Raw genomic sequence first — 17,205 nt, forward strand, 5'->3', positions numbered from 1 at the left:
TCCACGGTCCCCAAATCATCAGGGCAACCAGTGAATCACGCTCCAAACAACCGCGCCAGAACTTCTTCAACAGCCTGCTAGGTCAGTCGGCTCTGATATCAATTGGCGCTTCAATCTTCACCATCTCGAAATCGGAAACCAGGATGTCGAGCCGGGCGTTCCAGCGGCCGGGCAGCGGGATGACGAGATTCTCGACGCGCCAGGTGCCGTCGCCGCGTTTCGTCGCCGGCCGTTTGATCGGCTCGATGCCGGAATCCGGCTTCGACAGCACCAGGGTCACCTGCTTGGCATCCATCGGGCCGAAATCGCCGGTCATGATCACCATCGAGGCGGCAACCTGGCCGGCATGGCCGGGCGTGATGCTGAGATCGGCCATCGCCTGCAGGGTGTGGATGTGGATCGAGGCCGGCTGCGCTGCGGCGATCGCCAGCGCGCGTGGCGGCGGCGTGAAGCGCCAGCCGGCGGCGACGCCGAAGATGGCAAGCACGATCAGCGTCTCGATGCCGATCGAACGCACCAGCCGCCGCTGCACTTCCGTGTCGCCCGTTTCGGCCGGCGCGGTCAGCGTCCATCGGTTTACGGAGGCAAGGGTGAACAGGAACAAAAGCAGGGCCAGTTTCAGCAGCAGCAGGCGGCCATAGGCGGTGTTGATGAGCGCTGCCGGTTCGCGCACTTGGATGATCGCCAGCACGATGCCGCTTATCGCAAGCACGAAAACCACGGGCAGGATCGCGCGCGAAAACCGGCGCAAGAAGATTTTGGCCTCCGCCGGCTGATAGCGCAACGCAAGGCCGAGCGGCGCGAGCGCGCCGGTCCAGAAGGCGATGGCTGTGCCATGCAGGAAAACCAGCGGCCGCGTCAGCCATTGCGGCTCGGCGGCGCTGGCGTGGCCGCTTGCCGCAAGTGCCGTGCCCACACCGACGAGCCCGGCGAGCGCAAGCAGCTTGCCAAGAGCGCGCGGTCCGGCGAGGGACAGCAAGGCAAGGCCGAGTGCAATCAGGGCGGCAAGCACCGTCCAGCCGAAGCTGGTGGCAAGCGCGGTCTCCCACACGGTGGGCGCCGCAAACCGGGCGAGCGGCGCGCCGAGCGCGTCCAACCCCTGAAATCCGAGCGAGAACGGGGCGGCGGCCAGTCCGCACAGAAGAGCGCCGATAACGAAACCCTGGCCGCAGCGACAGTCTCCAGCGAGCCAGGCGAGCGCGAAGGCGCCGCCGGCGCCGAGGAACAGCCCGGCATAGAGAAGGAGCTTACCGATCCAGATTGCCGTGCGCAGCGACAAATCGACGGCGTCGCCCGCTACCGGCGCAGCACTTGGCGCGCCGACGGAAAACAGCGCCGAGCCGCCGACCGGATGGCCGTCCTCCGAAATCACCCGCCAGCTCAGCACATGCGTGCCGGATTTGAGCGTCTCCGGATTATCGATCTCGACGGTCTGATCGTTGAGCCGGAAGGAGGTCAGCGAAAGTTGCGTGCCGTCCGGCCGCACCAGAGTGAGCACCAGGGGCGAAACCGGCTCGCTGAAGGTCAGCGAGAACCGCGCGGGACTCTGCGACAGCACCGCACCATCGGGCGGATCGGTCGCGACCAAGGCCGCATGCGCGAGGGCGCGGCCGGGTAGCACCAGCAGCAGCACGAGTACGAAAGCCGCGAACAGGCCGCTGGCGACTGGCCCGATGCGCACGCCCGTCAGGCGGATTGGGAAAGTTGCTGCTGCGTTCATGCGGTCTTTCGAGAAGGGACGGCGCGCCCGAATGGGACGCGCCATCGAGAGATCATTTCTTCGGCAGCAATTTGATGCCGGGCGCCGGATTTTCCAGTGCATCCTCATCCTGTCCCGCCGCCGGAATCTCGATCCAGCGATCGGCGGCATCGCCGCATTCCTGGACCACCGGGAAATAGAGCATCTGGCCGGCCGGAAGATCGGCGGCGAGCGAAGCACGGAAAATGAACTCGTCATAGAATTCGTCCGGCAGGTTGCCGCCGCTCCAGTCGACTTCCTTGACGCCGGTGGTCAGCGTCTCGCCATAGAGCTGGTAGGATTTCTCGTATCGGCCTTTCTTGGTCTGCAGCGTCCAGCCGGGCTTTGGCATCGGCTTGACCGAAATGACGCCTTCCGGAATCTGCACGCGCACCGCGGTCGTCGCCTTGCCCTCGCAGCCATGCGGCACGCGCAGGACGGCCTTATAGGTCGAGCCGACGGCCGCTTCCTGGGTTTCGAGCGTGATGTGCGCAAGCGCGGCGTTTGTTCCGAGCGCCAGAACCGCGCCCACCGCCAAAAGATACTTCTTCATGAATTGTCCCTCTAATTTCGAAATGATCACTCGGCGTGATCGTCCATGCTGCCCATCTCGCCCATGCCCTCGACGGCGAACTCGACTTTGATGCTGCCGGCCTTCTCGAAGGTCAGCGTGGCAGGGAATTTCTCGCCCTGCTTGGGCTGTCGCTTCAGGCCGATGAACATCAGGTGATAGCCACCCGGCTTCAGTGCGACCTTGCCGCCGGCCGGGATCACGAGCCCGCCGCTCACCGGCCGCATAGTCATGACGCCGTCCTTGACACTCATCTCATGCAATTCGGCCTTGTCGGAGATGTCGGAGGAAACCGACAGCAGCCGGTCTGGCGAGCCGCCCTTGTTAGTGACGGTGAAATAGCCGCCGGCCACCTTGGCGCCTGGCGGCGTTGCGCGCGACCACGGGTGCCCGACCTCCAGGTCACCGGCCTTGAATTCATGCGCCTGGGCGCCGGGAACGCATGCGAACAGAAGAAGAGCGAACACGGCAAGGCCGAGCCGTTCGAAACCGCGCGGACGAGCTTGCGCTCGCGCGGCGGGAAGAAGATTGGACATGGTTGCTCCATGAGTATGAGATCGCGCCGTGATCCGGCCGCGAGCAGTCTGATCTTGGATGAATGCGCCTGCGAAAGGTTTCGCGGGTTTTTGTCAGACTGCGGCCGGCGGCGCGCGCGGATTGGCCGGAGAGCGGTCGCGGGCAAAATCGAGATGCCGGAAGGCCAAAGGCGGGAAAGCGACCGCGTCGAACACCAGCACCCTGGCGGGCGCGCCGGTATCCGGCGGCGGCAGATGCGCCGGCGAAACCATGCTGCAGCCAGCCAGGCAGCAGGCCGGCATGTGCTGCCGGTGCGGATCGCCGCCCGGAAGCTTGACTGCCCCGTCATGCGTGCAGATGACGTTGCCGAAGGCATCGAGCTTTGAAGGCGCGCCAAAGGCGAAGGCGCCAAGCGCCGACTGAAGCAACAGCAGCAGCGCCGCGACGAACGCGGCCGGCATGCTCCATCGTCTCAGCCGGATATCCAAATGACCTGCCTCTTTCCAGCAATTCGACTGAGCCTAGCATGGGGGCGGCGGCCGGAAAATCGTCAAAACCGGGCTGCGGCAACGCGGCGCGACGCGCCTGATCAGGCGGGCTGCACCTGCCGCCCTTCCGGAATTGAGCTCAACAGCGTCTGGCGGGCCGACTTCAGATGCTTGCGGCAGGCGGCGTCCACCTTGGCCGGATCGCGCGATTTCAGCGCCGCGATATAGGCGAGATGCTCCTGGACTGCGACCTCGTTGCGCTCGCGTTCCTGCGCCTTGTTCCATTGGTAGTGGTAGTGGAAGATCATCGCGATCACATCGTAGAAATCGACGATGAAGCGGTTGTGCGAGGCGCGGTGGATCAGCCGGTGGAAGCGCTCATCGAGCTCGGAGAATTCGTTGAAGCGCGTCGCGATCTCGCTCGCCAGTTGGCGATGTTCGATCTCCAGCCGGTCGAGATCGGCCCAGACCGCGCTTTCCTGCGGCAGCGCGACGAAGGCAGCCGCCGAACGCAGCTCGAACATCTCGCGGATCTCGGTGAGCTCAAGCGCGAAGGCGCGGGTGAAGCCCTTGAGCACCCAGTGGCTGTTGCGCCGCTTCTCGATCAAACCGAAGCGCGAGAAGCGGATCAGGAATTCGCGCACGCTGGTGGTGCCGACGCCGATCTCGCGCGCCAGCTCGAGTTCGTTGATCTGCATGCCTGCTTCCGCGCCGCCGGCGAGCAGCCGGCGCATGAAGGAGCGCTCGATGATCTCGGCCAGCGAGTCGGTCTCTTCCTCGGGGAAGAAATCTTCCGCCTTCGGCGCCCGCAGCACCGTTTTGTTGCGCTTGTTCCAGGCGATCAGCCCGGTTTCTTCCATGCGCGAAAGAATGCTGCGCACCGTGGTGCGGCTGACGCCGAGCAGCGTTCCGAGCTCGGGCTCGGACGGCAGGCTCCTGGTTTCGTCGAGCAGCCGCAGTCCGCGGTTGAAGGCGTCCTTATAGACGTTGTTGCTCTTCGACATGCCCCGTATCCCCAACGCTTGCGGCGGCCGGCCGGAAGCGCAATATGATCGGTGTTCCTAGCGCAAGCCTCCGAAATGCGGAACGAATTTCGCCGGCTTTATCAAACGGGCGGCCATGCACCCAAGGGCGCTCGGCGCGCGATGAAAAAACAATTGACGCAAAAATGTTTTTTCACGATAAAAGACATTATCCTCAAACGGGCGCATGTCAATCCGCCCACACTCCCAGGTTTACCCAGGACAGCCGCCCGTGAACGCCGCAAGCACCATCCTTCTTTCTCCCGCCGACAATGTCGCGGTCGCCAATGGCCGCATCGAGATCGGTGCGGCACTGCCCGGCGGCGCGGTCGCGGTGGCGGCGATCGACCCAGGGCACAAGGTCGCGATCAAGCCGATCGCGGCGGGCGAAGCGGTGGTGAAATATGCGCAGGCGATCGGCCGCGCCACTCAAGCCATCGCGCCGGGCGAGCACGTCCACTCGCACAATCTGGTGTTCGAGAGCGGCCGCCTGCCAGTGGTGCCGCCGAGCGAGGCCGAGCACGCCACCGAAGCGGACCGCAGGCGCACCTTCATGGGCTATCGCCGCGCCGATAATCGCGCCGGAACGCGCAACTTCATCGGCATCATCGCCAGCGTCAATTGCTCGTCCACCGTCTGCCATGCGATCGCCGACGAGGCCAATCGCACGCTTTTGCCGAAATATCCCGGCATCGACGGTTTCGTGCCGATCGTCCACGGCCAGGGCTGCGGCATGAGCGCAACCGGCGACGGCATGATGGTGCTGCACCGCACGCTGGCCGGCTATGCTCGCCACCCGAATTTCGGCGGCGTGCTGATGGTCGGTCTGGGCTGCGAGGTCAACCAGCTCACCCTTTATGGCCAAAAGGGCGTCGCGGCGGGAAAGCGGCACTTCAACATCCAGGAGGCCGGCGGCTCGCGCAAATCCGTCGAGCGGGCGATGGGCGTGCTGGCCGAGATCGCCGAGGAAGTCGGCCAGTTGCAGCGCGAACCAATCCCGGTCAGCGAGATCGTCGTCGGCCTGCAATGCGGCGGCTCGGACGGCATGTCCGGCATCACCGCCAACCCGGCGCTGGGCGCGGCGGTCGATATTCTGGCCGGCTGCGGCGGCATCGGCATCCTGTCCGAGACGACCGAGATCTACGGCGCCGAGCATCTGCTTGCCTATCGCGCCGCCTCGCCCGAGATCGCCGCCAAGCTCGACGGCTTTGTGAAATGGTGGGAGGACCATACAGCCAAGCACGGCGCCTCGATCGACAACAATCCCTCGCCGGGCAACAAGCGCGGCGGCCTGACCACGATCCTGGAGAAGTCGCTGGGTGCTGTTGCCAAGGGCGGTCAGACGCCGCTCAACGGCGTCTTCGGTTACGCCGAGAAGGTCAGCGGCAGCGGCTTGGTGTTCATGGACACGCCCGGCTACGATCCGGTCTCGGCCACCGGCCAGGTGGCCGGCGGCGCCAATGTCATCGTCTTCACCACCGGCCGCGGCTCCTGCTTCGGCTGCCGTCCGACGCCGTCGATCAAGGTCGCCACGAACTCGACCATGTACCACCAGATGGAAGAGGACATGGACGTCAATTGCGGTGTCATCGCTTCCGGCGAGAAGACGATCGCCGGCATGGGCCGCGAGATCTTCGAGCTGATCATCGAGACGGCGTCCGGACGCAAGACCAAGAGCGAGGCGTTCGGCTACGGCGACAACGAGTTCGTGCCCTGGCATCTCGGCGCGACGCTCTAAATAGTCGAAACGACCGCCGGTCGAACGGCAAAGGGAGGCTTGATGAACAAACGCCGGATCGGCGCGACCGCGCTCGAAGTCACCGAAGTCAGCTTCGGCGGCGCCGCCATCGGCGGCCTTTATCGCGCCTGTCCGCGCGAGCCCGCAATGGAAACGCTGCAAGCGGCCTGGGACGGCGGGCTGCGTTACTTCGACACCGCGCCCTTCTACGGCTTCGGCCTGTCGGAGCGGCGCACAGGCGATTTCCTGCGTGAGAAGCCGCGCTCCTCCTATGTGCTCTCGACCAAGGTCGGCCGCCTGTTCCGGCCGGTGCCGGAGGACCAGGTTCCCGATCACTCCTATGTCGACCCGCTGCCCTTCGCGCTCGACTACGACTATTCCTATGACGGCATCATGCGCTCGGTGGATTTTTCCTACGCGCGGCTCGGCCTCAACAAGATCGACATCCTGTTCGTCCACGACATCGGCGTCTACACGCATGGCGTCGAGAAGACGAAGCTGCATTTCCGTCAGCTGATGGACAGCGGTCTGAAGGCGCTGGAGGAGCTGAAATCGTCCGGCACGATTTCCGCCTACGGCCTTGGCGTCAACGAGGTCCAGATCTGCCTTGACGTGCTTCGCCGCGCGCCGCTCGACTGCATCCTGCTCGCCAGCCGCTATTCGCTGCTTGATCGCAGCGCCGAGGCCGACCTGCTGCCGCTTTGCCGCGAGCGGCGGACCTCGCTGATCATCGGCGGCGTCTTCAACTCGGGCATATTGGCGACGGGACCGGTGCATGGCGCGCATTTCGATTATCTGCCGGCGAGCAGGGATATTCTCGACCGCGTCAGCGCAATGGAGCGCATCGCCATCGGAGGTGGCTATCCGCTGGCCGCTGCCGCGTTCCAATTCCCTCTGCACGAGCCTGTCGTTGCCTCGGTGCTGACCGGCACCGCCAAGCCCGCGAATCTGACGCGCAATCTCGAACTGCTGGATATCAAGGTGGCGGCGGCGGAGTTTGCCAAATACGATCCTTATACGATCGTCCAGCAGCTTGGCTGAGATGCGCAGATCCGGCAGACCGATCAGCTGCCACGCCATCACGCAAACGGCATGAGACACCGCTTGCATCGATCAGGGCAATGCACTATCAAAATCGAGCAAATGTTTTTTATTGATAAAGTTCTGTTTGGCTTGCGCCTATCCAGATGGAGCTTCCGAACCTTCACCGGGCGATTTTAGGGAGGAACCTAATGAAATTCGTAACCAGCCTTCTCAACCGCCGCGCCTTCGTGGCTTTAGCCGCCGCCTCAATGCTCGCCGGTGCGATGCATTCGGCACCCGCCTCGGCGGCCGACGTGACCATCCCAATCATCGTCAAGGACACCACTTCATTCTACTGGCAGATCGTGCTGGCCGGCGCCCGCAAGGCCGGCAAGGATCTCGGCATCAACGTGCCGGAACTCGGCGCCCAGGCCGAAACCGACGTCAACGGTCAGATCTCGATCCTCGAGAACGCCGTCGCCGGCAATCCGGCCGCGATCGTGATCGCGCCGACCGAGGCCAAGGCGCTCGGCAAGCCGATCGACGAGGCGGCGACCAAGGTCAAGGTCATCGGCATCGATTCCAGCGCCGAATCCAAGGCCTTCACCTCCTTCCTCACCACCGACAACGTCCAGGGCGGCCGTGTCGCGGCTGACGGTCTCGCCGCCGCGATCGGCGCCGCCAATGGCGGCAAGGTCGAGGGCAAGGTTGCGCTGATCACCGCGCTGCCCGGCGCCGGCTCGCTCGAGCAGCGCGCGCAAGGCTTCAAGGAACAGCTCAAGGCGAAATATCCCGGCCTCGAACTGGTCGCCGACAAATATGCCGACGGTCAGGCCACCACCGGCCTCAACATCGCGACCGACCTGATCACCGCCAATCCGGACCTCAAGGGCATCTTTGCCTCGAACCTGATCATGGCGCAGGGCGTTGGCCAGGCGATCGCCGAGAACAACCTCGCCGGCAAGGTGGCGCTGATCGGTTTCGACAGCGACGAGAAGCTGATCAAGTTCCTCAACGACGGCGTCATCTCCGGCCTCGTCGTCCAGGATCCGTACCGGATGGGCTACGACGGCATCAAGACCGCCTTAGCCGCCTCGAAGGGCGAGAAGGTCGAGGCCAATGTCGACACCGGCGCCAATCTCGTCACCAAGGACAACATGAAGGATCCGAAGATCGACGCGCTGCTCAACCCGAAGCTCAACTGATCTTCGCGACATTCGTTTCCGGGGCTTCGCTGCCCCGGAAACATCGCTGCGGACAGTTTGGAAATCCGCCGGCTTGCTTTAGGCTCTGCCTTCTAGATGCGCGCCAGACGCATCGCTGCGTATCCAACGGTTGGATCAATCTGGGAGGATTGTTATGACGTCGACGGCGCAGGAACTGCACCCGCCCCCCACGCTGAAACCGGGCAGGACCATCCTCGAGTTGAAAGGCCTGGAAAAGCGCTATCCCGGCACGCATGCGCTGAAGCCGGTGGACCTTGCCTTCAAGTCGGGCGAGATCCACGCCATCGTCGGCGAGAACGGCGCCGGCAAATCGACGCTGATAAAGCTTTTAACCGGCGTCATGCCGCGCACCTCCGGCGAAGTCGTCTGGGAAGGTAAACCCGAGGCGCTGGCCACGCCGCACGAGGCGATGGCGCTCGGCATCAATGCCGTCCACCAGGAGGTCGTGCTTTGCCGCCACCTCACCGTCGCCGCCAACATGTTCCTCGGCGAGGAGAATTCCCGCTTCGGTCTCTTGCAGCAGCGCGCCATGGTGAAGGAAGCGCAGAAGATCATCGATGGGCTCGGCTTCGACCTGCCCGCGCATGTCATGCTGGGCGACCTCACCATCGGCCAGCAGCAGCTGATCGCCGCCGCCCGCGCCACGGTACGCGGCACAAAGTTCCTCATCTTCGACGAGCCGACCGCCTACTTGACCCGCAAGGAGGCCGACCAGTTGTTCAAGCTGATCCGCCGGCTAAAGGGCGAAGGCGTCACCATCATCTATATCAGCCACCGCATGGAGGAGGTGTTCGAGCTTGCCGATCGCGTTTCGGTGCTGCGCGACGGCACGCTCGTCGGCACGCGCAACATAGCCGAGACCAGCGAGCCGGAACTGGTCAAGCTGATGATCAACCGCTCGATCGAGCAGATCTACCACAAGGAGCATTTCACGCCGGGCGCGACGATCGTCGAGACGCGGAATCTCTCCGGCAAGGGTTTCGAGAACGTCTCGGTGACTGTCCGCGCGGGCGAGATCGTCGGACTTTACGGCTTGATCGGAGCCGGCCGCAGCGAGTTCGTCACCACGCTTTACGGCCGCCACAGGAAGTCGGCCGGTCAGATCCTGTGGCAAGGCAAGGAGGTGCAAGTCAACTCCGAGCATGACGCGATAAGGCTCGGCATGGCCCTCGCCCCTGAAAGCCGCCGCGACCAAGGCCTCTGCCTCAACCTGCCGGTCGGCACGAATCTCAACCTGCCGATCTACAAGCGCATCTCGAGCAATCTTCTGATCTCAGGCTCGCGCGAGAAGGCCGAGGCCGATCGCCAGATAGCCGATCTCAGGATCAAGACGCCGACCCGCCACGCGCTGGCCTCCAGCCTGTCGGGCGGCAACCAGCAGAAGATCGTCATCGGCAAATGGCTGGCGCATGGCGCCAAGCTGTTCATCTTCGACGAGCCGACGGTCGGCGTCGATGTCGGTACCAAGGCCGAGATTTACCGGCTGTTCTCGACGCTTCTGTCCAAGGGCGCCGGCATCATCCTGATCTCGTCCTACCTGCCGGAAGTCTACGAGCTCGCCGACACGCTGCATGTGTTCCGCCGCGGCAAGCTGGTCGCCACGCATGGCTTCCGCACCGCCAGCCATGAGGACATTTTGGGCCAAGCGCTGGCCGAGAAACAAGAAATGAGGGGAGGACAAAAATGAGCACCGAGGCGATCCCCGCCGAAAAGCCGAAGCGCAATTACAACGCCCTGTTCGGGCTGACGCTGCTCGGCTTGTTGCTTTTGATGTGGATCGTGCTGGCGGTCGCCACACCCTCCTTCGCCACGACGCTCAACATCACCAATCTTTTGCGTCAGGGTTCGCTGATCGCCATCCTCGCGGTCGGCCAGACCTTCGTTATCATCACCGGCGGCATCGACCTCTCGGTCGGTGCCGTGGTCGGCTTCACCACCGTCATCGTAGCGCTTCTGATCAATGCCGGCTGGCCGATCTGGGCGGCTGTGCTCATTACCTTGCTCGCCGGCGTCGCCATTGGCCTGTTCCACGGCTTCGGCATCGTCAAGATGGGCCTGCCGCCCTTCATCATCACCCTGGCCACGATGACGTCGCTGCGCGGCATCGGCCTCTTGATGACCAACGGCAATTCGATCTCGATCAACAGCGACCCGTTCCAGGCCTTCTCACGCGGCTCGCTGCTCGGCATCCCCTATCTGTTCTGGATGGTGATCCTGGTCGCCATACCGTCTTATGTGTTCCTGCACCACACGCGCTGGGGCCGCTATTTGTTCTCGGTCGGCTCCAATGCGGAGGCCGCGCGCCTTTCCGGCGTGAACGTGCCGCGCACCATCTTCATGGCCTATATCCTGTCCGGCCTGCTCGCGGCTTTCGTGGGTGTGCTGCTTGCCTCGCGCATCGGCATCGGCAACCCGACCCAGGGCGACACTTATGAGCTGCAGGCCATCGCCTCGTCGGTGATCGGCGGCACCTCGCTGTTCGGCGCCATCGGCTCGGTGCATGGACCGCTGATCGGGTCCTTCATTCTTTCGACGATCAACAACGGCGCCAACCTGCTCAACGTCAACACCTTCTGGCAGCGCGTCATCACCGGCCTGCTGATCATCGTCATCGTCTACTTCGACGGCTTGCGCCGTCGCGGCAAATAATCGTTCCTGAAATGACGCGCCGGCCCCGATCGAGCGGGGCCGACGCCCCCTTCTAACACTGGATCAGCGCATGAAAGCCGTCGTCTGCCGCTCGCCTGGCGACCTTGTTCTCGAAGACCGCGCCGAACCTGGCGCGCCGCCGCCCGGCTGGGCGCGGATCGCAGTCAGCCATGTCGGCATCTGCGGCACCGACTATCACATCTTCGAAGGCAAGCACCCGTTCCTCGTCTATCCGCGCATCATGGGCCACGAGGTCTCGGGCACCGTCGTCGAGCGAGGCGAAGACGTCGAGCTTGCCATCGGCGAGCCGGTGTTCATCAACCCCTATCTCGCCTGCGGCAAATGCGTTGCCTGCCGGCACGGCAAGCCGAACTGCTGCGTGCAGATCGAGGTGCTTGGCGTCCATCGCGACGGCGCCATGTGCGACGAGATCCTGGTGCCGGCGCAGAACCTTTATCCGGCAAATGGCCTGTCGCTGGCCGATGCCGCCGCCGTCGAATTCCTGGCCATCGGCGCACACGCCGTGCGGCGCTCGCTGAGTGCGCCCGGCCAGCGCACGCTGGTCATCGGCGCCGGTCCGATCGGCCTTGGCACGGCACTGTTCGCCCGCATCGCCGGCCTCGATGTCAGCCTGCTCGACATGAGCACCGAACGGCTCGGTTTCGCCGAAAGCGAGCTCGGCTTTACCGCACTCGACGGCTCGAAAGCACAGGCAGCCGATCTGGTGCGGCAGGCGTCCGGCGGCGAAGGCTTCGACCTTGTGTTCGACGCCACGGGCAACACGCCGTCGGTGCAGTCCGCCTTCACCCATGTCGCGCATGGCGGAGCGCTGGTGCTGGTCAGCGTCGTCAAGGACGACATCACCTTCTCCGATCCCGAGTTTCACAAGCGCGAGATGACGCTGGTCGGCAGCCGCAATGCGCTCAGAGCAGACTTCGACCATGTCGCCGCCTCGATCCGCAACGGCGCCGTGCCGCTGGAGAAACTCGTCACCCACCGCACGACCCTTGCCGATACGCCGCGCGATCTAGCGCGCTGGGCGCACGAAAAATCCGGGTTGATCAAAGCGGTTATCGAGGTCGGATAGGGAGGCCCGACCCGCCCGTGGATGACGACCTCAGGGGTTGTCGCCCTTGATGACGGATGTCGAAGGCTAATCGCCGGCCGACAACTTCAGCTCCACTCGCTCGGCCGGGAACCGCGACTCCGCGAACTGGATCGGCTGGCCGTCCAGCGTGACATTGATGGCGATCGTGACCAGCACGATGGCGCCCGGCTGCAGGTCGAGATCGACAAGATCGTCCGCATCGGCGCGGCGCGCCGACAGCACCGTCGAGTGCCTCAGATAGTCGTTGATGCCGAAACGCTTGAGCGAGGCGGTGATCGATCCCGTCTCGGCCATCGCGGTCTCGATGCCGGCGAAGCGCTTGGCATCGAACCAGGTCGTCGCCCGTGACACCGGATGTCCGTCGGCTTCGCCGCGCGTCTCCAGTCGGATCACGCTCGATCCCCTGGCAATGCTCAGCGCCTCGGCAATGCGGCGGCTGGCCGGCTCGGTCGATGAGGACAGCAGAGCGATGTGCCGCTCGGTCGTCTGTCCCTGCAGGCCGCTCGAGAAGCGGGTGCGCGCGCCGATCGGATAGGACAGGCGCTTGCGCGACAAGACGAAGGTGCCGCGCCCCTGCTCGGCCTTGAGCACGCCTTCCTGCACCAGCGCGGCAATCGCGCTGCGCACCGTGTGGCGGTTGACGCCATAGCGTTCGGCCAGCGCCACCTCAGGCGGCAGCGCCGCATTCTCGGTGAAATCGCCGCTGGCGATCCCCTGCAATATCTTGTCGGCGATCTGCCGCCAGAGCGACACGCCGTTGCGCCTTTCGATACTGCTCGCCCGCTCGATCAATTTTGCCCCCGATCACTTTTCCCCCGTCTGTCATGCGCCCGTCATCGACTCTCGGTAGGAGGTAAGTATAATTTGTATAGTTGTCTATATCAATAGACAAATCATATTGTGCAAAGGAGTTGGAGCGATGCGAGGACAGGAAGCGCGCGAGCAGGCCGAGAGGAAAGGCATCATGGCGACGCTGGCGCACGCGCCAGCCGACGAGATCGCGCGGCTGTGGAACGGCTCCGGCCTGCCCTCCGAGGCCGAGCTGCTGCGCGGCCCGGAGACCGGCTTGGTGACGGTGCGCGGGCGGATCGGCGGCGGCGGCGCGCCGTTCAATGTCGGCGAGGCGACCGCGACACGCGCCACCGTGCGGGTGCCCTCCGGACAGGTCGGCCATTCCTACGCGCTCGGCCGCGACAAGGGCAAAGCCAGGCTCGCCGCAATCGCCGACGCGCTCTGGCAGGACCCGGCCTATCGCGAGACCATCGAGTCGAAGCTGGTCGCGCCGTTGCGCGCGGCGCTCGATGCGGCGCGCGAGAAGCGGCGCGTCGAGACGGCGGCCACGAAAGTGGATTTCTTCACCATGGTGCGCGGAGAGGACTGATGGAGATCGCCGCGCAATCGATCGAGGGCGGCTTCGCCGATCCGGTCTTCAATGCGCAGACCGCGTTCCGCGCCATCATGGACGCGATGGCGCGCCCCGGCAGCGTGCAGGCGCTGCCGCCGCTCGCCCAGCCGCCGGCGCCGCTGTCGGCGACCGTCGGCGCGGTGGCGCTTTCGCTCTGCGACAACGACACGCCGATCTGGCTCGATCCGTGGCTGCAGGCGGAAGCTACGGTCAAGGCGTGGCTCGGCTTCCACACCGGCGCGCCCCTCGCAAACACGCCGGCCGACGCGCATTTCGCTTTGATAGCCAACCCGGCGGGGATGGCGGCGCTCGACGGCTTTTCGCAAGGCACGCAGGAATATCCCGACCGCTCGACGACGCTGATCCTGCTCACCGACGATCTCGTCTCCGGCCCGTCGCTGCTCCTCGAAGGCCCCGGCATCGAGAAGACCGCGACGATCGCGCCGACCGGCATGCCGCGCCATTTCGTCGAGCAATGGAAACAGAACAACCAGCGCTTCCCGCGCGGCGTCGACATCATCCTGGCGGCGCCTGGCAAGCTCGCCTGCCTTCCGCGCACCACCCGCATCAAAACGATGGAGGCATGACATGTATGTCGCGGTGAAAGGCGGCGAAGCCGCCATTGCCAACGCCCATCGCCTGCTTGCCGATCGCCGGCGCGGCGACCGCTCGGTGCCGGCGCTGCGCCTCGACCAGATCGTCGAGCAGCTGGCGCTCGGCGTCGACCGGGTGATGAGCGAAGGCTCGCTCTACGACCGCAAGCTTGCAGCTTTGGCCGTCGTTCAGGCACGCGGCGACTTGATCGAGGCGATCTTCCTGCTGCGCGCCTACCGCACCACGCTGCCGCGCTTCGGCTACACCAACCCGGTCGACACCGGCGCCATGCAGCTCGAGCGGCGCGTGTCGGCCACCTACAAGGATCTGCCCGGCGGCCAAGTGCTCGGCCCGACCTTCGACTACACCCACCGCCTGCTCGATCCGCAGCTTGCCGCCGGCGCCGAGATCGAAGACCCCGCGCAACGTCCGGCCGAGGCCGAGGCGATGCCGCGCGTTTCCTCGATCCTCGCCCATGAAGGGCTGATCGAAGCGGACGGCGACATGCCGCTTGACTATGTGCCTGGCGACATCACCCGCGAGCCGCTGCAATTCCCGATAGCGCGCGACATCCGTCTGCAGGCGCTGTCGCGCGGCGACGAAGGTTTTCTCCTGGCGCTCGGCTATTCGACGCAGCGCGGCTATGCCCGCAACCACCCTTTCGTCGGCGAGGTCCGGATCGGCGAGGTCGAGCTGGAGCTCGACGTCCCGGAGCTGCCTTTCACCGTGCCGCTCGGCTCCATCCGCGTCACCGAGTGCCAGATGGTCAACCAGTTCAAGGGCTCGGCCAAGGCGCCGCCGCAATTCACCCGCGGCTACGGCCTGGTCTTCGGCCAGAGCGAGCGCAAGGCGATGGCGATGGCGCTCTGCGACCGCGCGTTGCGCGCGACCGAACTTGGCGAGGATGTGATTGCCGCGGCGCAGGACGAAGAGTTCGTCATCTCGCATTCCGACAATGTCCAGGCGACCGGCTTCGTCGAGCACCTGAAGCTGCCGCACTATGTCGACTTCCAGGCCGAGCTCGACCTGGTTCGCCGAATGCGCGCCGAATACCAGGACCGTGAAAATCAGGACAAGGCGGAAGAGAAGAGGGAGGCGGCGGAATGATTTCAGTCGTCTCGGGCGCCACCATGACCAGCGCTGTAGTGGCTATTATGTGCCTCGTTGAATCCGTTGCTGCCAGCAATAGTCTCACCGCTCGCACTTTCCTTCGGCGCGGGCAGAAACATCTTACGCAGCGCAAAAGCCGCAATGACGGCGAACGCCAGCAACAGCACTGCAAGACGCATCCAACCGGTAGTATCCATTTTGGCCTACTCTCGCGTCTGGGTTGCCAAATGCATAACACAGAGCGCGTGTGATCGCCATGACCGACATCGCCACCTACAACTTCGCCTATCTTGACGAGCAGACCAAGCGGATGATCCGCCGCGCCATCCTGAAGGGCATCGCCATTCCTGGCTACCAGGTGCCCTTCGCCTCGCGCGAGATGCCGATGCCTTATGGCTGGGGTACCGGCGGCGTGCAGGTCACCGCTTCCATCATCGGGCCGGACGATGTGCTCAAGGTCATTGATCAGGGCGCCGACGACACCACCAACGCCGTCTCGATCCGCGCCTTCTTCAAGAAGGTCGCCAAGGTCGCCGTCACCACCGAGACGGCGAAGGCGACCATCATCCAGACGCGTCACCGCATCCCCGAGCATCCGCTCAACGCGGGCCAGGTGCTGGTTTTCCAGGTGCCGATCCCCGAACCGCTGCGCTTCCTCGAGCCGCGCGAGACCGAGACTCGCAAAATGCATGCGCTCGAGGAATACGGCCTCATGCATGTGAAGCTCTACGAGGACATCGCCAGGCACGGCCGCATCGCCACCACCTACGCCTATCCGGTCAAGGTCGAGGGCCGCTATGTGATGGACCCCTCACCGACGCCGAAATTCGACAATCCGAAGATGCATAGTTCGCCGGCCCTGCAGCTCTTCGGCGCCGGCCGCGAGAAGCGCATCTACGCGGTGCCGCCCTTCACTGACGTCGTCAGCCTCGACTTCGAGGACCATCCCTTCGAGGTGCAGACCTTCGACCAGCCCTGCGCGCTCTGCGCCGCCGAGAATGTGTATCTCGACGAGGTCATCCTCGATGACCATGGCGGCCACATGTTCGTCTGTTCCGACACCGACCATTGCGAGAAGCGGCGCGCCGACCCTACCTCACCTTTGTCGAAAGATTGCGCCGAAGGCGCGGGTGGGGGTGACCTGGCGGCGAGCCCTGCAATTCCCAGCCCGGCGCTGCGCGCCGCCCCTCCTCACGACGGAGAGGGTAAGGAGGCAAGATGACCGACGAACCGCTACTGCGCCTCTCCGATCTTTCCAAATTCTACGGCTCGCGCGTCGGCTGCGAGGCGATCTCCTTCGACCTCTGGCCGGGCGAGGTGCTGGCGGTGGTCGGCGAATCCGGCTCGGGCAAGACGACGCTGCTCAACTGCTTGTCGACCAGGCTGCTGCCCTCTTCCGGTACGGCCAGCTACCGCATGCGCGACGGCCAATGGCGCGAGCTCTATCGGATGAGCGAGGCCGAGCGCCGCTTCCTGATGCGTACCGACTGGGGCTTCGTTCACCAGAACCCCGCGGACGGCCTGCGCATGACGGTGTCGGCCGGCGCCAATGTCGGCGAGCGGCTGATGGCCGTCGGCGACCGCCACTACGGCAGGATCCGCGCCACCGCCGTCGACTGGCTGTCGCGTGTCGAGATCGACGAGGACCGCATCGACGACGAGCCGCGCGCCTTTTCCGGCGGCATGCGCCAGCGCCTGCAGATAGCCCGCAACCTAGTGACGGGACCGCGGCTGGTGTTCATGGACGAGCCGACCGGCGGCCTCGACGTTTCCGTGCAGGCGCGCCTGCTCGATCTGTTGCGCGGGCTGGTCACCGATCTCGGCCTCGCGGCAATCGTCGTCACCCATGACCTCGCCGTGGCGCGGCTCTTGTCGCAGCGCATGATGGTGATGAAGGACGGCCGGGTCGTCGAAAGCGGCCTCACCGACCGCGTGCTCGACGACCCGCGTGCGCCTTACACCCAGTTGCTCGTTTCCTCGATTTTGCAGGTGTGACCCGCATGATCCCGAAAAGTGG

Annotated in this window: 18 protein-coding genes; 11 read left to right on the forward strand and 7 right to left on the reverse strand. The window is 64.7% G+C overall.

What is annotated here, in order from left to right:
- Positions 1-82: 82 nt before the first annotated feature.
- The 5 genes from CK221_RS28215 to CK221_RS28235 form a co-directional block, all read right to left on the reverse strand.
- Complete coding sequence (locus CK221_RS28215; protein ID WP_095780125.1) at positions 83-1,720, reverse strand: copper resistance CopC/CopD family protein; 1,638 nt, start codon at positions 1,718-1,720, stop codon at positions 83-85.
- 52 nt (positions 1,721-1,772) lie between these two features.
- Positions 1,773-2,291 (reverse strand): YcnI family protein, encoded by a 519-nt coding sequence (locus tag CK221_RS28220; RefSeq protein WP_095780096.1) that lies wholly within the window; start codon positions 2,289-2,291, stop codon positions 1,773-1,775.
- Positions 2,292-2,317: 26 nt separating this feature from the next.
- Positions 2,318-2,845: a copper chaperone PCu(A)C gene (locus tag CK221_RS28225; RefSeq protein ID WP_095780097.1), complete on the reverse strand. Its 528-nt coding sequence runs from the start codon at positions 2,843-2,845 to the stop codon at positions 2,318-2,320.
- Between the two features lie 93 nt (positions 2,846-2,938).
- Entirely contained in the window at positions 2,939-3,286 is a 348-nt protein-coding gene (locus tag CK221_RS28230) for a hypothetical protein (protein WP_095780098.1), read from the reverse strand.
- A 128-nt stretch (positions 3,287-3,414) separates the two neighbouring features.
- Entirely contained in the window at positions 3,415-4,317 is a 903-nt protein-coding gene (locus CK221_RS28235) for a GntR family transcriptional regulator (RefSeq protein WP_095780099.1), read from the reverse strand.
- Positions 4,318-4,567: 250 nt separating this feature from the next.
- Here CK221_RS28235 and CK221_RS28240 point away from each other — a divergent pair, with 250 nt between their 5' ends.
- From CK221_RS28240 to CK221_RS28265, 6 genes are all read left to right on the forward strand, one after another.
- The gene (locus tag CK221_RS28240) at positions 4,568-6,073 is read left to right on the forward strand and encodes an altronate dehydratase family protein (RefSeq protein ID WP_095780100.1); all 1,506 of its coding nucleotides are present in this window, start codon (positions 4,568-4,570) and stop codon (positions 6,071-6,073) included.
- 42 nt (positions 6,074-6,115) lie between these two features.
- The gene (locus CK221_RS28245) at positions 6,116-7,114 is read left to right on the forward strand and encodes an aldo/keto reductase (protein WP_095780101.1); all 999 of its coding nucleotides are present in this window, start codon (positions 6,116-6,118) and stop codon (positions 7,112-7,114) included.
- 191 nt (positions 7,115-7,305) lie between these two features.
- A complete protein-coding gene (locus CK221_RS28250; RefSeq protein ID WP_067004132.1) occupies positions 7,306-8,301 on the forward strand; it encodes an ABC transporter substrate-binding protein in 996 nt (331 codons plus the stop codon).
- Between the two features lie 154 nt (positions 8,302-8,455).
- Positions 8,456-10,009, forward strand: a complete 1,554-nt coding sequence (locus tag CK221_RS28255) for a sugar ABC transporter ATP-binding protein (RefSeq protein WP_095780102.1) — start codon at positions 8,456-8,458, stop codon at positions 10,007-10,009.
- The gene (locus CK221_RS28260; protein WP_067004136.1) at positions 10,006-10,971 is read left to right on the forward strand and encodes an ABC transporter permease; all 966 of its coding nucleotides are present in this window, start codon (positions 10,006-10,008) and stop codon (positions 10,969-10,971) included. The genes CK221_RS28255 and CK221_RS28260 overlap by 4 nt, the downstream gene beginning before the upstream one ends.
- A 70-nt stretch (positions 10,972-11,041) precedes the next feature.
- The gene (locus tag CK221_RS28265; protein WP_095780103.1) at positions 11,042-12,058 is read left to right on the forward strand and encodes a zinc-binding alcohol dehydrogenase family protein; all 1,017 of its coding nucleotides are present in this window, start codon (positions 11,042-11,044) and stop codon (positions 12,056-12,058) included.
- A gap of 66 nt (positions 12,059-12,124) precedes the next feature.
- Here the strand turns inward: CK221_RS28265 and phnF are convergent, their stop codons facing one another.
- The gene (gene phnF, locus CK221_RS28270; protein ID WP_179295221.1) at positions 12,125-12,868 is read right to left on the reverse strand and encodes a phosphonate metabolism transcriptional regulator PhnF; all 744 of its coding nucleotides are present in this window, start codon (positions 12,866-12,868) and stop codon (positions 12,125-12,127) included.
- Between the two features lie 130 nt (positions 12,869-12,998).
- Here phnF and phnG point away from each other — a divergent pair, with 130 nt between their 5' ends.
- From phnG to CK221_RS28285, 3 genes are read left to right on the forward strand one after another with little or no spacing between them, the layout of a single operon-like run.
- Positions 12,999-13,460, forward strand: coding sequence for a phosphonate C-P lyase system protein PhnG (gene phnG / locus CK221_RS28275; protein ID WP_095780105.1), 462 nt, complete (start codon positions 12,999-13,001; stop codon positions 13,458-13,460).
- Entirely contained in the window at positions 13,460-14,071 is a 612-nt protein-coding gene (gene phnH / locus CK221_RS28280; protein WP_095780106.1) for a phosphonate C-P lyase system protein PhnH, read from the forward strand. Before phnG ends, phnH begins: the two co-directional genes overlap by 1 nt.
- A 1-nt stretch (position 14,072) precedes the next feature.
- On the forward strand, positions 14,073-15,185 hold the full coding sequence (locus CK221_RS28285; RefSeq protein ID WP_095780107.1) for a carbon-phosphorus lyase complex subunit PhnI: 1,113 nt from the start codon (positions 14,073-14,075) through the stop codon (positions 15,183-15,185).
- Between the two features lie 2 nt (positions 15,186-15,187).
- Here CK221_RS28285 and CK221_RS28290 read toward each other — a convergent pair whose 3' ends face one another.
- On the reverse strand, positions 15,188-15,385 hold the full coding sequence (locus tag CK221_RS28290; protein ID WP_067004148.1) for a hypothetical protein: 198 nt from the start codon (positions 15,383-15,385) through the stop codon (positions 15,188-15,190).
- 59 nt (positions 15,386-15,444) lie between these two features.
- On the opposite strand from CK221_RS28290, the gene CK221_RS28295 reads away from it, so the two are divergent.
- Both CK221_RS28295 and phnK read left to right on the forward strand, forming a co-directional pair.
- Positions 15,445-16,410, forward strand: a complete 966-nt coding sequence (locus CK221_RS28295; protein ID WP_245430764.1) for an alpha-D-ribose 1-methylphosphonate 5-phosphate C-P-lyase PhnJ — start codon at positions 15,445-15,447, stop codon at positions 16,408-16,410.
- The gene (phnK, locus tag CK221_RS28300) at positions 16,407-17,183 is read left to right on the forward strand and encodes a phosphonate C-P lyase system protein PhnK (RefSeq protein WP_095780108.1); all 777 of its coding nucleotides are present in this window, start codon (positions 16,407-16,409) and stop codon (positions 17,181-17,183) included. Before CK221_RS28295 ends, phnK begins: the two co-directional genes overlap by 4 nt.
- Positions 17,184-17,205: the final 22 nt, after the last annotated feature.

Source organism: Mesorhizobium sp. WSM3868 (genome assembly GCF_002294785.1).
In the GTDB taxonomy this organism is placed as follows: Bacteria; Pseudomonadota; Alphaproteobacteria; order Rhizobiales; family Rhizobiaceae; genus Mesorhizobium.